The 13,936-nt window shown below is 66.7% G+C and carries 13 protein-coding genes; 11 read left to right on the top strand and 2 right to left on the bottom strand.

What is annotated here, in order from left to right; translation table 11 throughout:
• The first annotated feature begins 293 nt into the window (after window positions 1-293).
• The 4 genes from ACGFI9_RS33650 to ACGFI9_RS33635 all read left to right on the top strand — a co-directional run bounded on the left by ACGFI9_RS33650 (window position 294) and on the right by ACGFI9_RS33635 (window position 4,865).
• Window positions 294-1,298: an ATP-dependent DNA ligase gene (locus ACGFI9_RS33650; protein WP_393184545.1), complete on the top strand. Its 1,005-nt coding sequence runs from the start codon at window positions 294-296 to the stop codon at window positions 1,296-1,298.
• A 249-nt stretch (window positions 1,299-1,547) separates the two neighbouring features.
• Entirely contained in the window at window positions 1,548-3,275 is a 1,728-nt protein-coding gene (locus ACGFI9_RS33645) for a hypothetical protein (RefSeq protein ID WP_393184497.1), read from the top strand.
• 176 nt (window positions 3,276-3,451) lie between these two features.
• Window positions 3,452-4,336 carry a TIR domain-containing protein gene (locus ACGFI9_RS33640; protein ID WP_393184495.1) on the top strand — a complete coding sequence of 295 codons (885 nt, stop codon included), beginning with the start codon at window positions 3,452-3,454 and terminating at the stop codon, window positions 4,334-4,336.
• On the top strand, window positions 4,323-4,865 hold the full coding sequence (locus ACGFI9_RS33635) for a hypothetical protein (protein WP_393184493.1): 543 nt from the start codon (window positions 4,323-4,325) through the stop codon (window positions 4,863-4,865). Before ACGFI9_RS33640 ends, ACGFI9_RS33635 begins: the two co-directional genes overlap by 14 nt.
• A gap of 249 nt (window positions 4,866-5,114) precedes the next feature.
• On the opposite strand, the gene ACGFI9_RS33630 is transcribed toward ACGFI9_RS33635, so the two are convergent.
• Window positions 5,115-6,314 carry a hypothetical protein gene (locus ACGFI9_RS33630; RefSeq protein ID WP_393184492.1) on the bottom strand — a complete coding sequence of 400 codons (1,200 nt, stop codon included), beginning with the start codon at window positions 6,312-6,314 and terminating at the stop codon, window positions 5,115-5,117.
• A gap of 421 nt (window positions 6,315-6,735) precedes the next feature.
• On the opposite strand from ACGFI9_RS33630, the gene ACGFI9_RS33625 reads away from it, so the two are divergent.
• The 3 genes from ACGFI9_RS33625 to ACGFI9_RS33615 all read left to right on the top strand — a co-directional run bounded on the left by ACGFI9_RS33625 (window position 6,736) and on the right by ACGFI9_RS33615 (window position 8,469).
• Window positions 6,736-7,068, top strand: a complete 333-nt coding sequence (locus ACGFI9_RS33625) for a hypothetical protein (RefSeq protein WP_393184490.1) — start codon at window positions 6,736-6,738, stop codon at window positions 7,066-7,068.
• An 86-nt stretch (window positions 7,069-7,154) separates the two neighbouring features.
• Window positions 7,155-7,460, top strand: a complete 306-nt coding sequence (locus ACGFI9_RS33620; protein ID WP_393184489.1) for a hypothetical protein — start codon at window positions 7,155-7,157, stop codon at window positions 7,458-7,460.
• Window positions 7,453-8,469 (top strand): hypothetical protein, encoded by a 1,017-nt coding sequence (locus tag ACGFI9_RS33615; protein ID WP_393184487.1) that lies wholly within the window; start codon window positions 7,453-7,455, stop codon window positions 8,467-8,469. The genes ACGFI9_RS33620 and ACGFI9_RS33615 overlap by 8 nt, the downstream gene beginning before the upstream one ends.
• Window positions 8,470-9,019: 550 nt before the next feature.
• Here ACGFI9_RS33615 and ACGFI9_RS33610 read toward each other — a convergent pair.
• Entirely contained in the window at window positions 9,020-9,490 is a 471-nt protein-coding gene (locus ACGFI9_RS33610; protein ID WP_393184485.1) for a hypothetical protein, read from the bottom strand.
• Window positions 9,491-9,780: 290 nt separating this feature from the next.
• On the opposite strand from ACGFI9_RS33610, the gene ACGFI9_RS33605 reads away from it, so the two are divergent.
• From ACGFI9_RS33605 to ACGFI9_RS33590, 4 genes are all read left to right on the top strand, one after another.
• Complete coding sequence (locus ACGFI9_RS33605) at window positions 9,781-10,875, top strand: MinD/ParA family protein (RefSeq protein ID WP_393184483.1); 1,095 nt, start codon at window positions 9,781-9,783, stop codon at window positions 10,873-10,875.
• Between the two features lie 2 nt (window positions 10,876-10,877).
• Window positions 10,878-11,240: a hypothetical protein gene (locus tag ACGFI9_RS33600; RefSeq protein ID WP_393184482.1), complete on the top strand. Its 363-nt coding sequence runs from the start codon at window positions 10,878-10,880 to the stop codon at window positions 11,238-11,240.
• 69 nt (window positions 11,241-11,309) lie between these two features.
• A complete protein-coding gene (locus tag ACGFI9_RS33595) occupies window positions 11,310-11,945 on the top strand; it encodes a hypothetical protein (RefSeq protein ID WP_393184480.1) in 636 nt (211 codons plus the stop codon).
• 3 nt (window positions 11,946-11,948) lie between these two features.
• Entirely contained in the window at window positions 11,949-13,925 is a 1,977-nt protein-coding gene (locus ACGFI9_RS33590) for a hypothetical protein (protein WP_393184478.1), read from the top strand.
• Window positions 13,926-13,936: the final 11 nt, after the last annotated feature.

The raw sequence follows: 13,936 nt of genomic DNA, 5'->3' as shown, positions 1-13,936 counted from the left end.
CAGGCGGTGGTCTCGTCGCGCAGCGCGGTCGCGATCCGCAGACGCCGAACCGGTACACGTCGTGCCCCTGAATTCGCAGTTCCCGTTCTTCGGCGACCAGTTCGGCATAGCGGCGAGGCTCGGGCCGACAAGACGGGCATTTGTTGTAGCCGATCTTCGCCCGTTCCTGGTGGCCCTTCACCGACGATGGGCGAGGGGACGGGGATGATGAGCTTTCACAGCCCGCGCAGGCGGTGAGTCCGGCACGGCGCCCGGCTGCCGCGGATCCCGCGTTGCGCCGGCCGGTCGCGCCGATGCTCGCCGCGCCGGTCGATGTGGTGCCCGAAGGTCCCGATCTGCTTCATGAACCCAAGTGGGACGGGTGGAGGTGCATCGCGTTCCGCGAGACTGACGGGGTGTACCTGCAGTCGCGGGCCGGCCGCAACCTCACCACCTACTTCCCGGACATCACGCGGGCGATCCGGACGCTCCCGCATGGGGTGGTGCTGGACGGGGAGCTGATCGTGTGGGAGCGCGGCCGGACGAACTTCGCGCAGCTGCAGCGGCGCGTCACCGCCGGCCGCGGTCTCCTGCGCCTGGTCCACGACTGCCCCGCCCACTACGTGCTGTTCGACCTTCTCGCGGACGCCGGCGGGCAGGTGATCCTGAATCTGCCGCTGTCGGAGCGGCGGGCCCGGCTGGAGCGGCTGCTCGCTGACGCGCCGACGCAGCTCACCGTGACGCCGCAGACGACCGACATGCGGCTGGTCGCGGACTGGCTGCTGAACTGGACCGTCGCGGCCGGGATCGAGGGCGTGGTGAGCAAGCGGTTGGCCGGGCGGTATGAGCCTGGCCGGCGCGGCTGGTGGAAGTTCCGGACCCGAATCGTGACCGAGGCGGTCGTCGGCGGAGTCACCGGCAGCATCCACAACCCGGACACCCTGCTGCTCGGTCGGTTCGACCGCAGGGGACGGCTGCGGTACACCGGGCGGACCCACCCGCTGACCGGCCTCCAGCGGAAGGAGCTCGCCGGGCTGCTGTCTCCGTTACGGCCTCGGCAACACTACGGCGCAGCCGTGGTGCACCCGTGGCCGGAGCCGTTACCCGCATCCTGGTCCGGGCAGCTGGACCGGCCGGAGCCGCTGCCGTACGTGCAGATCGAGCCCACCGTGGTGGCGGAGATCGACGCCGACGTCGGCTTCGAGCACAGCCGCTGGCGGCACCGGGTGAGGTACGCGCGGCACCGGCCAGACATGGCGGTGTACGACGTACCCCTGCTGCTCGGCGAGGAGGAGGGCTACTTCGGCGACCTGGGATGAGTGTCCGTGGGTCTGCTGATGAGCAGTGGGTGCTGCCGGATCCGCTGCAGCACGCCTCAAACAGTCGCCTGAGCCCGCGCCGCTTGCATCCGCTTCTAGCCGATGACAGTGCACCCGATCAAGGCGCGTTGGGCGAGAGTGCCGCCGTCTGGTAGGCATTAGGCCGCTGGAGGTTAGTTGTACCAGCGGGTCCTGCAACGATCACCGCCTTTGATCCCACTTGGGCGTGAGAGGTTGGCGGGAACGCGATTGGGAGGCACCATTTCCATCAACTGGGACCACCTGAGCCAGCCGGGGTTCGATCTGCGGGTCGAGGCTCTGCTCTGTCGGCTTTACAGCGACCCGGACGACGAAGTACGGGTTTACGACGGCCGGGGCGGCGACGGCGGCCGCGACGTCGTCGTCCGACAGGGGCAACGCCTCCGCATCTTCCAGCTGAAGTACTTCCGGGACGGATTCGGAGCCGAACGCCGAACGCAGCGTAGGCAGATCGCCAACTCATTCCGCGAAGCCATGGCGCACCAACCCGATGAGTGGATCTTGGTGATCCCAACGAATCCGACTCCCGGCGAGGAGCGATTCGTCCACGAACTCGGCGCGGACCATCCGAACCTCAAGATTCGGATCCTGGGAAGAGCCGAACTCGACAACTGGTTCGCCAGGCATGCCGACCTTGTGGATTACTTCAACAGGGATCAGCTTCGAGAAGCCGCCAAGATCTTCCAGCAGGAGCAGGCGATCCTCGCGGGCGGACTAGCCGATCTGACCGCACGAAACCGAGAGCTTGCACGCGTCGCCGACACCCTGGACCCCCACTGGGCCGTCAGGACGGTGGTGGATGGCGACGAGGTTGTGCACAGGATTCAGGCGAAGCATCCGCATGCACATGTCGTCTCGCCGATGACCTTGACGGTCAGCGACGATGCATTCGGGCCCGAGCACGCCGACCTGCGACCGGTCTTGCGACGGGTTATCGGGTTCGGCACCGCCGAGCGACTGATCCTTCCGCCTGAGATCACGCGCAACCTCACCTACGCCGGGCCGCCTTGGTTGCCCGCGCCTAGTGGTCACCTGGAGATTGAAGCGGTTCCGGCTGAGCTGTCGACGGACCATGAAGTGACAGCGCGACTGACTGCGCTCGCCAGCGATGGCCAGTCAACCGCGTCGTTTCAGGGCACGGTAAAAAGGGCCGGGAGGGGCCATCTTGGCAACTCGCTGACGTTGAAGTTCGAAGAGACCGCGACCATCCAAATGCTCATCGGCAACGACCATCAGAGCCATATGGATGGAAACTTCAGGTTCACCCGTGCCATGCCTGCCACGGTGCTGCAGACGATCGCGCTGTACCGCAGCCTGCAGGACAGCGCCTCGATAGCGTTCGAGCTCGACGGACAGCGGATCGGCACCTTCAACCGAGACGCCCCGCTCGCGGTCGACGACGAGGAGCGCCGCCTGCTTCGAATCACCGAGATGCTGGCGGATGACCTAGACGTCGTCCAGCGCCACTGCCGAGCCTACTTCCCCATCCCAGACAAGATCTCCGTCGCAGATCGCATCGACCTCAGGATCGCCCGGCTACTCATCGAAGGGCATTGCGTGGTGATGCGCGCGACGGGCGCCTACACGATGACCTTGAACGGAATGATCGACGATACGCTTCGATACTTGCTCAACCGGGAGACCTCGGTCATGCGGATCACCTCCGATGTCTGTATGGAGATCTTCGGCGTGCGCCTAGAGCTGGGGCCGACTACATATTTCCATGCACAGATCGAGATCGCCGATCGGTTGGACCTGCTGGCCGAACTCGAAGCGGGTCGTGGGGCAGGACGGACCATGAAGATTCGCCCGGCAGATGGTGAGCCGTTCCGAGCCTTCATGCCTGGCCAGCGGGCCGGCCGGGACGATGAGCCACTCGAGACCACGGGCTGGGGGCTTCCGGGCCTCGACGGCCCCCGGAAACCGCTCATCCAATAGGTGCGTACAGTCGCGTGCGTGCCGCCGGGCCGTCCTGATGGTGGCGACAAAGTCCGAGGCAGGCGGGGTCGATTGACCGACACGATGAAGTCGATATCAGTCACGCTGGCTTGGTCGCAGCCGCTGCTCGACGCCGGCACTGGTTCAGCCCGCCGAAGACGGCTAGTGTGCGCGGCGTGACCACCGCCGAGCCACTAGTCGCCCATCGGGTGTTCCTGAGCTACGCATACGACGATCACGCTCTTGCGCAGCGCATCACCCAGGCACTGGCCCAATCCGGTGTTAGCACGGCGCAGCACTGGGAGACCTCCTCAGCCGAGGAGTTGATGACGCGGCTACGCGAGAATATCCGGAAGAGCGATGTCGTCGTCGTGCTCTTGTCGCCAGCGGCGGTCATGAGCCGCTGGGTCAGCACGGAGATCCAGCTCGCCCTGTCGCGTGACGTTGATAAGCGCGGCGCTGAGCTGATCCCGGTGCTGGCTGCACCGACCGATGTGCCGTCAGCACTCCGTGACCGCGCGTTGGTTGACTTCACTGAGGACGTCAACGCCGGATTGCGGCAGCTCGTTGAGCAGATCCAGGCAACGTCACGGACCGACTTTTCCGCGATGAGCCCCCGTGCCTTCGAAGAGCTCGTAGCGGACCTGCTTCGAGCCGCAGGGTTCCGTCTTAGCGAGGCACGGCACCGGCCTGAACCAGGGGTGGACCTGCGTGCCACGTACGAGCGCACCGACCCCTTCGGATCGCCGGAGACCGAGGCGTGGCTCGTGCAGGCAAAGCTGTACTCGCACCAGCGCGTGTCCGTCGATGCAATTCGGCAACTCGCGGGCAGTCTCGCAATGGCTCCTGCGGGAACGCGCGGTCTGCTGATCACGAACGCCCAGCTGACCTCGGTGGCCCTAGACTATGTGGCGGAGCTGGAGCGGAGTCCTCACGTACGGTTGCGTGTCCTCGACGGAGTCGAACTCAAGCGCCTACTCCGGCGGTTCCCGCAAGTTGCCGCGCGCCATTCACATGGCCGAATGGACAAGTCGGAGCCTAGGGCCGATGGCGACTCTTGAAGAGGCCCTGCGCGCCAAACTCGCCGCAGTCCCCCGCGGGGTCCTTGGGTGGAGGCAGTTCGAGAACGTGGCGACAGAGGTCTTGAGGCACCTATTCGTGCCGCCCCTGGCAGATCCCATCCTCCAGGCAAGATCGTACTCCGGAATCGAGCGGCGGGACGCAATATTCCCCAACCGGAACCACGGTATGCCGAACCACTGGGGACGCCTTCTACAGGAACTTGAGGCGCGGATGGTTCTCTTCGAGTTCAAGAACTACGACAGCGAGGAAGTCGGCAAAGATGAGGTCAACCAGACGCGCAACTACCTTACCAGGCCGTTGGGTCGACTGGCACTGATCGTATCGACGAAGGAACCGAACCACGCCGCGCACCTGAAACGGAACACCGTGTACAGCGAGGATGGGAAGGTGATCGTGTTCCTCAACGTGGAGCACCTGGAGGAGATGCTGTACATGAAGGAGCGCGGCGAGGATCCAGCAGACCTAATCATGGATGCGGTGGAGCGCTTCTACATCGAATGGGAGTAGCCGCAGAGATCCTCGGCGGCGAACGGCCTTAGGTTTCGCCGCTCCTCGGCGACCAAATTGCCGCCTGGAGTGGGGCACTGTGCACACGACGGACAGGCGCCATCATCGCCGCCGGCTCGTCATCCACGGGTGGATCGCCGTATTCGCCGGTTCACCTCGGCCATCCTCTTCTGCCGCTGGTCGTGGGTTGGCCGCTCGGCGAACTGGAACACGCTCCGGCGTTGCGGGGCCTGCGAGCCCGCGGAAGGTCTAGCCAGCGCGAGGCTCGAAGTCATCCCAGGTGGCGTCGCGGGCCCGTAGGTGTTCCAACACCCGCGGCACGTCCTCGTGCGAGGCTAGCGCCCTCAACACCTGCGCACGCTTGGTGAATCCGTGAGTCTCGGCGAACGTCAGGAACTCGTTGAGCGCTCGATTCACGTCATGGCCGAAGCGCTCGGCCTGCTTGTCGGTGACTTCTGGAGGCTCGCCGCCGTGCACTGCGGCTGACCGAACCTTCTCGTACTGGTAGTAGATGTTCTCCGGCGCAGGCCATCCACCGCTGACCAGGTGACCGAGCATGGTGCGCCGGAAGGCCAGCCCCAATGACTTCAGGCCCTCGGCCTTGTCGCCAAGGATGGCTTCGAGCGCGAAGAACTGAAACAGCATGGCGACGAGCCGGTCGGGCACCACCAGGCTGCGGTCAATCCAAGCCACGGCCAGGAGCGCTCGTCGCTCAGGATCGTTTGCCGGCATTGCGGGCAACTGCATGAACCGCAACACCGCTAGACGCTCAACGATCTGCCCATCTATGGGTGTCGAGTACGCCGAGTCAGGCTGTCCAACCCAACCCGTAAGGCGATCCGAGAAGGCGTACCGCTCGCCAAGACGAAACCGGAGCTGCCTCGGGTGATACATGTTCTGCTGCTCTAGGCCGGCGCGCAGAAGAGCCAGCGCATGCTTCGCCTGCGTCCTGGCCCGCTCAGCCATGTTTCGGTAGTTGGTGCCCCTGCACGGCACCGAGATGTAACCCATACAGTCGGGCTCCGTCGTCAGCTCGGGGACGGCCGGCACCAGCTCGTCACCTAGCGGTAGAAGCACGGTGCCGGCAACCTCCAAGCGCTCAGGTACTTCCAGGTGGAGGAGCGTCAGGACGCAGTCGGCACTCTCGATCTCCCGAGCGTGCTCGCGCACGAAGGCAGGAACGTGATCGGCCTTACGGTCGACCCATGCCTCGGCCGCAAACCGGTACAGGACCTTCTTGACGTCTTTGAGGTGCTCAAATCGGAGATCGCGTCCGACCTCATCAATGGCCTGCTCCAGCAGTGCCTCTTCCGCACGGTTCAGGCCAAGCCCCTGCCCTTCCTCCTGGGCAAGGTCGGCGGGAACCCGGATGCGCCGACCATGTGGGTCAGGCTCGGACGGAGTGCGGACCACCTGCTGAAGCATGCGCAGCGTCTTATCAACGGGCACGGTCCGTCAGCGTAGCCCAGAGGGCGCCGAGCGCACTGAAACCTTTCGGCCCCCGGCTGCGACGGATGCGGTAACGCGACGTCCGACTTTGCCGCTGACCGAGCGGTCCGCTGCCTGCAGCGAGAAGGGCAAAGCAGATCTCTGACGCTCTGCTGGTCTTGCTCGGCAGCAAGGCCATGACGAACGCTCTTGCTCGCCACGTTGACATCGATGGCTTGGCCTGACGCGGTACGGCGACCACGCCCGGACCACCTTCGCCGCCTTGCTCCGCCCGTCTGACGATGAAGGCGAGCCGGCAGCGTGGGTCCGTTTCAGCCCGCCACCGACCGCGGAGCATCAGTTGTTCGGTCGGGAGTCTGGATCCGCGAACCTCTTGCTCGCTGTGCGACTTAGCGGCGGTGGTGGCCTGTCGGATCTGCCCGTGTCCCTGGCTGCTTGGCCAGAGATGTTCGCCGCGTGGTTTGAGACGTTTCGTGACGTTAGCGGTTTCCTGGCTGGCCTGGGGCTCGACCTCACCGCGCAGCCAGCCGCTCGAGCCGCAGTCGCTATCTCCACCCGCACTGACCTCAGCGAAGTCGTAGATCTCACCTCGAATCCACGGATTCCTGGCACCTCCGTCTCGGGGTGGTTTCAGGCGGTTGCCGTCGCTGATCCATCCGGCGTCTCGGTCAGCGGTGTGAGTTCCGCATGGCTCGCGGCGATGTGTGAGGACGCTCTTCACCTGGACGACTACGACTCCGTCCTGAACCGCTGACACCACCAGTGGAGGGTGGGGTGCTACCGCTCATTGCGGGAGTAGGTGACTATGGGCAGATGTCCAATGCACGTAAGGTGGCCGTCGTGGCTGGACCGCTCGCGGTCTTCGTGGCCGCTGCCGTTTTCGGGGTTGCGCTGTGGAGACAGGACCGCACAGCTGGCGCCTACTGGGTCGCCGTCGCGGGCCTCGTGGTCGCGGCGATTGCCCTGGTGGTGACTTGGCTTACCTGGCTCCGCCCGATGAGCCCAGCTTCGTCGAGTCGCTCAGCGGTCGACGGCCGTCCGGACGTCAATAGAGTCAAGGGCGACAAGTCGTTCGGATCTGCGACCAACAGCCAGGTCGTGTACGGCAACCAAAACCGCCTTAGAAAAGGTAAGACGGATGATTAATGATGGTGCCGCTGGGCGGGCGGGCAAGAACACCGTCAAAGGCAATCGCAGTTTCGGTTCAGCATATCGGTCGACGATCATTCACGGCGACAATAACATCATCTATCCGGCGCCGGACTCCGGTGGAGACGACGAGGGTGCTGCGGAGGAGGAGCCAGCCTCTGTGTCCCGCCCCTTTCCCTGGTTGTGGATCGCTGGCGCAGTCGCGGCCTTAATCATCCTCTGCAACATCATTCCGGCACCGCCGGAGCCCAAGTCTTCGTTTCCCGCCGAGAACGGCACACGACCGGCTGGGTCGAACGATGCCGCAGTCCTCGCGGCGGCCCTTGGCGGTCTGCAAAGCTGCGCGAAGGCCGTGGTGTTGCAACCCCAGAACTGTCCCCAGCAGGTCAAGGACTGGGGGGTCAGCGATGCCAGCACCGTTACATGGCGGATCCACGGTGTACCCGGCGACGGTGCCGTCATTCACTACAACGGCAAGGAGGGCCGCTTCCACGTGCTCGGCACTGCGGTGATGACGGCGTCCTACGAGACTGCATCCGGCCCCGCCCTCAAGTTGAGGATCATCGAATTCTGGGCTCGAGTCGAATGGGCGGCGGGAAAGGCCAAGCTGGCAGAACTGAGGAACTACGACGATACGCCCAGGCCGGTTACCGAGAAGCGCGACCCGCAAGTTCCTGATGAGATCGCTCTGTCCTTGGTGAAAGCTGCCTTCGAAAGGTGCGTGAAGACAAGGAAGTCGCAGCTCCCCCCAGAGTGCCCTGATACCTATTCTGGCGCCGGGTCGAGCAGGGTCAGCTGGAAGCTCAATGGCGATCCCTCCATCAACGCCAAGCCACGCTTCGAACCGTCAACTGGGCTTATTCATGTCGCAGGCGATTTCTCGATGACAGCGTCGTACCGTCAGATGTTCTTTGGAGCGACGTCCCAACCGATCAGCGGGAAATACGACGCAATCTTGTCGGTGGATGACGGGAAACCGCAGGTGCTGCGGATCAACGCGGCATAGCGCCTCCGATGATTGCAGGAGATGGCCAATATTTTGACCCGACTTTCCCGATCGGGCCTGCGTCTGCGCCGAGGCCGTGCCCAGCTCGAATCCAGATGCAGCGTCTCCCGTCACGGCAAGCCCTACCGTCCTTGCTTCAGGTAAGCAGGCACCCACTAACAGTGAACCTGATCATGGGTTGGTGGCGAAATAGCCCATCGAAAAACAAAGTGGACATGCCGACTAATCCGCTGCCTCGGCCCATCTTCAGCGGCTGTCTGGCGACCTTGGTCAACCTCTCTGCCGCTCCTCCGTCAGGGTGGATTGGGGGCAGATAGCCAACGAGGTGAATTTTGAGGCGCGGCGGGCTGCGACCGCCGCCGAAGAGGCTGCTGATGTCGCCCGAAGGTCTCAACGGCTCGAGGCTTGACGCGTGGCCTGCGGCTGAGGCGGCGGCAGTGCGATGAAGGGCGGGAGCGCCAGACGGTCGGATTCATGGGCCTGCTCCGGTCCTCAGGGACCGAATGAGATGGAGGGAGGCGCCTGCTACGAGCACCCCAAGCGGGCGTGCCTATTGGTTTGAGCTGTCAGGCTCCTGCTTATTAGGGCTAGGGCGGTTGGTCGCCGCCTTGCTATAGCCCCCTCGGGCGGTCTCCTCGACCTGAAGAAGGTTCTCGATGATCACGGCAATGCCATCCTGTGCGGCCGGCGAGAGCTTGGTGATGGACCGTGCCATGACTCGAACGCGTCGGTTGTGTTCTTCGGGTTCTTCCTGGTCGCCGAGTAGGTAGCCGGCGGGCACGTCGAAGAACTGGGCGAGCGCGCGGAGCGTGGATGCTTTGGGGTTGATTCGGGGTGCGCGCAGCAGGTTGCGGATGCCCTCGGCGGTGATGCGGTGGCCGGCTTTGGTGAGTTCCCGGGCAACCTCGGCCTCTGTGTAAGGTGGCCGACCTTCGGTGCTGGCCTCGAAGAGGGTTCGGAGCCTCGTTTGGATCAGGTGTGAGGCTGCGGCCTCGGCCTGGTCGGCTGGTATGTCCTTCATGGAGTCCCCCAACTCCAACCACAGTTGGCCACAACGAAAACTGCGGTTGACGCTCTTCTGTGACCTGTGCTTAGCTCTCGGTATCGCTCTCGCAACTGCGGTTCGGTCGAAACCGAACTGGAGTTGCCTGGAGCGTAGCGGATCGGGTCGCCGTACGCGAGATGGCATCCCGGCACGTGAGCGGCGGCGTAGGAGGGGACGCGTCGTCGCTGTAGGGCCTGCTTCGTCTGGTCAGCGTCCAGGTCGTGACAGTAACGGGGGACCGGCCGCGTCGATATTGGCGTCGGTCTGTGCTGTACGGCAAGCCTTACGGGGAGGCGGACGTGCAAGGTCCATCGGACGAGCGGCCCGAACAGCTCGCCGCCCGCGCGCCTTCAAGCGGGCACGGCGGTGGGCAGGGGGAGCCGGCGGGCAGGGAGAGGGCCCTCCCGCCGGCTCCCACCCCCGAACAGATCGCGGCCCGGGCCTTGGCCTCGGTGCCTTCGGGGCCGCGCCATGTCGGTGAGGCGGCGGTGCGGGAGATCCCGCGGGAGTTCGGCGCCGGCAGGCGAGTGGAGACGCTGTGGTGGCGGGCGGCGTCGCTGCGGTCCGGCTGTCCACTGGTGTGCGTGTCCTCGGCGGACGGCGGTGTCGGGCGGTCCGTGCTGACCGTCGGGCTCGGCGGGCTGCTGGCTCTTGCCGTTCCCGATCCGGTGGTGGCGGTCGACGCGACCTTGCGGGCGTGGGGTGGCCTGGAGCATCGCGTGGCCCGGCGCACCTCGTCGACCGTGTGGGACGCGGTGGCCGCAGATGCCGGCTTGACGGAGTACGGGGCCGCAGAGCGGTTGACGCAGATAGGGCCGACGGGGCTGCGGGTGCTGGTCGGGGAGAGCAAGTTGACCGCACAGCGGCGCCCACCGACGTGGCCGGAGATGTTCGGCGTGATCGGCCATCTGCGCTCGGTCTACCGGTTGGCGCTGCTGGATCTGCCGACGGCCGACAGCACGTCGACCTGGCGGGCGCTGGGCTGGTCGACGGTGCCGGTGCTGGTGTCGCGAGCGACGGTGGACGGGGTTCAGCACACGCTGCGGCTGCTGGCCCACATGCGCGGTGCCGGCCTCGCGCATGTGCCGGACCGGGCGGTGGTGGTGGTCATGGCGACCTCGCCGTCCGTGGCGCGTGAGGTGCGGGCGGTGGAGCAGTTGGCGCGGCACGCCGCTGCGGACCTGGTGCGGGTGCCGTATGACCCAGGGCTTGCGCGGGCGGACCCGCTTGACCCTCGGGCGCTGAGTAAGGCCACTCGGTCGGCGTTGACCGAGGTCGCCGCAGCGGTGATCGACCGGTGCCCGGTCGAGCCCGCAGCTTTCTCCGGCACTTCATCGCCGGATTCAACCGGGGAGGACTAATCGTGTTGCATCAGCTTGCGGCGGCCCTGACGGTGCGCGCCCCGGCGGTGACGGCGCTGCTGGCGCCGACGCCGACGCCCGAGCCGTCGGGTGATGGTTTCGACTTCAGCCGGATCAGCCCGGACCCGTCGGCCGTGCCGCGGTCGGACCTGTTCTACAAGCTGGCCAACGCCGCGCTGTTCCTCGGTGTGATCTCGGCGGTGGCGGGGCTGGCGGCAGGGGCGATCGCGTTCGGCATAGGCCCAATCTTCGGCGCCCACATCATCAGTGATCGCGGGAAGTCGATGATGTGGAAAGCCGGCCTGGTGGCGATCGTCGTCGGGTCAGCCACGTCCATCATCGCGTTCCTGCTCACCGAGATCTAGCAGGTGGCGGCCATGAGCAGAGCGGAGTTCAAGCCGACCACCGGCCGCCGGATGCCGATGGTCGCTGCAGTGCTGGTCGTGGTGGCGCTCGCCGGTGTGGCGGTGTTCGCCGCCGGGCGCGCGAGCACGCCAGAGCGGCAGGTGACCGCGCGGTACACCGAGCGGGTGCAGGCCGGGGTGCCGGTGGGCTTCCCGGGCACCCCTCGCGGAGGTGGGGACGCGGCGGCGGCGTACGCGCAGGCGCTGGCCTCTGCCGGTACGCGGCATGCGACGGGCAGACAGGCAGTGTTGGACCTGATCGCCGCCGAGGGAGCCGGATCGGCGGTGCAGGCCCTCGTGGGGCCGGCGGCGCACGGAGAGACGATCTCGCAGACGGTCGTGGCGCGGATCTGGGTGCCTGACGCGGACCTCGACGCGGTGGTGCCCGAGGACCGCGAGGTGTCGGTGCGGATGCTCGTCTGCACCTTGAGCGGCGCCACGACGAGCAGCCCTGCGGATCCGAATGCCGGATTGGCGGGCGGCTGGTACGTGCAGTCGGTGACGGTGCGGTGGTCGCAGGGCCGGTGGCGGCTGGTGACAGCGGAGCGTCCGGCGCCGGTGCCGCCGCCGGATCAGCGCGGTGCGCGCCGCGACGGCGGACCGCGGGACATGCAGCCCCTCGTCGACGTGCTCAGCGCGCGGTCGTGGGCGCCGGGGACGGTGTGACCGATGTCCGTGGTGCCCGTGATGCTCCGGCTGCTGCTGGCGGTGCTGTCGCTGACGACGGTCGGGCTGACTGCTGCGGGACGGGCTGCGGCGGCTCCGACGCCGGTCCCGTCGCCGTCGGCTTCGGCCTGCCCCGCACCTCCAGTCGATGGCCGGCCTGGTAGCGGCGCGGAGCCGCTGGCACAGCCGCAGGTGAATTGGTGCCTGCCATGGGTGCGGTGGCAGGCGGGCGACGGTTGGACGACGGTGTGCAGCGCGGCGGCCAGCGCCGCCGACCAGGAACGCTGCGACGCGGTGACGCTGACCGTGCAGTCACCGCCGCCGGACGGCACGCCATCGGTGCTTGATGAGCGCCTGCCTGCCGCCGGTGAGCAGCCGGTGCGCTGCGAGCGCCTGGACACGAAGGCAACGAAGGACCAGGCGAACGCCGAGCGGTGGAAGGCGAAAGCGGACCGCTGCCGCGCGCTACGCCCGGTGCTAGTGGCGTCGTCGTCACTCAAGCCGTCGTCGGAATGTGGCCTGGTGGACGTGTCGTGCAAGGTGGGAGCGCAGGTCAAGGAGGCGGCGCGCACTGGCTTCGAGGGCCTAGCCGACGTTGCCGTCGCAGGGTTCGCGTGGGCGCTGGGCAAGTTGGCCGAGGTGGTGTTCACGCAGTCCTCCACCGTCGCCGACGAACCGTTCTACGGCGTCTACAACGACATCAGCGGGGTGCTGATCGTGGTGGTGCTGGTGGTCTTCGTGCTCTCGACGGCGATCAACGGGCTGCGGCTGAGTGGACCTGGGCCGCTGTCGAGCCTGGGCGGGCTGGTTCGGGCGATGTTCGGCATCGCGTTCGCTGGCGGTATCGCGTATCTGCTGATGGCGGCCTGGGACGAGGCGACGGTGGCGTTGATCGCCCGCAACCAGCAGCGGGACTGGCAGCCGAGCATGTGGGTCGACGCGCTCAACACGCTCACCGCCGATACCGGCACGATCCTGCTGGCCTTCATCGTCGCGATCGTTGGCGTGATCGGGCTGGTGCTGGTGTTCGTGATGCTGCTGTTCCGGTCGCTGCTGGCCGCCGGGGCGGCGTTGTTCGGGGCGATGGCGATGACCGGCCAGGTCATGGCCGAGACCCGTACGTGGGGCCGCAAGTGGTTCTGGACCTGCAACGCGCTGGCCAGCAGCAAGTTCTTCATCGCCGCGCTCTGGATCTACGGCACCCGCACCAGCTACGAGAGCGACAACGTGGTCAACGTGCTGCGGGGCCTGTTCATCATCGTGCTGATGGTCCTCGCGCCGTGGATCCTGCTGCGGCTGACGAGCATGTGGGACGGCTACCTCGCCGATGTTGATGCCCGCGGTTTCTTGACCTCGGCGGCCACGGCGGTGGGGATGGACGCCGCTTCGCGGCGTTTGGCCGAGCCGTTGAGCGGCGGCGGTGGCGACATGGACGCGACGTCGCTGATGCAGGGCAACTCCGAGGCCATCCCCACCAGCCCGACCAACCCCGGCGGGCCAGTCGGCGCGCTCGCCGGGCTACCCGACACGGTCGAGGCTCTGCACGGTCGGGGGGACAGTGATCAGTTCGGCGAGCCCGCCGGGCAGGCGGGTGGCGAGCAGGGCGGGGGCGAGAACGCCGACGAGGCCGCCGGGGTGGAGCGCGACTCGCGCACAGCGCAGGGCGATGTGGCCCATGGCCAGCTCACGCTGCCCGGCGACGCCACCGGCGAGCAGGGCGCGCTGCCGGTGACCCCGCAGGGGGCGCGCGAGCAGGCAACCGCGTTCACCGGAACTGATGCCCCGGTCGCAGGCGGCCCACCGCCTGGTGGCAGCGGCGCGCCGGGTCTTGGCGGCAGCCCCGGGCTGCCACCGGTCGACGAGGCCGGTAATGGAGGCGCGACACCGACGAGCAGTAGCCCGGCTGCCGGCCAGGCGGGCGGGCAGGGCGGTGCCGCCGCTGCCGGTGCAGCCGCCGAGATTCCGATCGTGCCCGTCTAGGCGAGCAGAGG

Origin of the sequence: Micromonospora sp. NPDC048930, from assembly GCF_043197935.1 — a bacterium.
GTDB lineage: Bacteria > Actinomycetota > Actinomycetes > Mycobacteriales > Micromonosporaceae > Micromonospora.
This window is presented reverse-complemented; position numbering and strand designations above follow the sequence as displayed.

What these genes read in the sequence shown, in the direction of transcription:
- ACGFI9_RS33615 (WP_393184487.1), top strand. Translation starts at nt 7,453, where the DNA reads ATGATTAATGATGGTGCCGCTGGGCGGGCGGGCAAGAACACCGTCAAA.
- ACGFI9_RS33590 (WP_393184478.1), top strand. Translation starts at nt 11,949, where the DNA reads ATGTCCGTGGTGCCCGTGATGCTCCGGCTGCTGCTGGCGGTGCTGTCG.
- ACGFI9_RS33650 (WP_393184545.1), top strand. Translation starts at nt 294, where the DNA reads ATGCTCGCCGCGCCGGTCGATGTGGTGCCCGAAGGTCCCGATCTGCTT.
- ACGFI9_RS33635 (WP_393184493.1), top strand. Translation starts at nt 4,323, where the DNA reads ATGGCGACTCTTGAAGAGGCCCTGCGCGCCAAACTCGCCGCAGTCCCC.
- ACGFI9_RS33610 (WP_393184485.1), bottom strand. Translation starts at nt 9,490, where the DNA reads ATGAAGGACATACCAGCCGACCAGGCCGAGGCCGCAGCCTCACACCTG.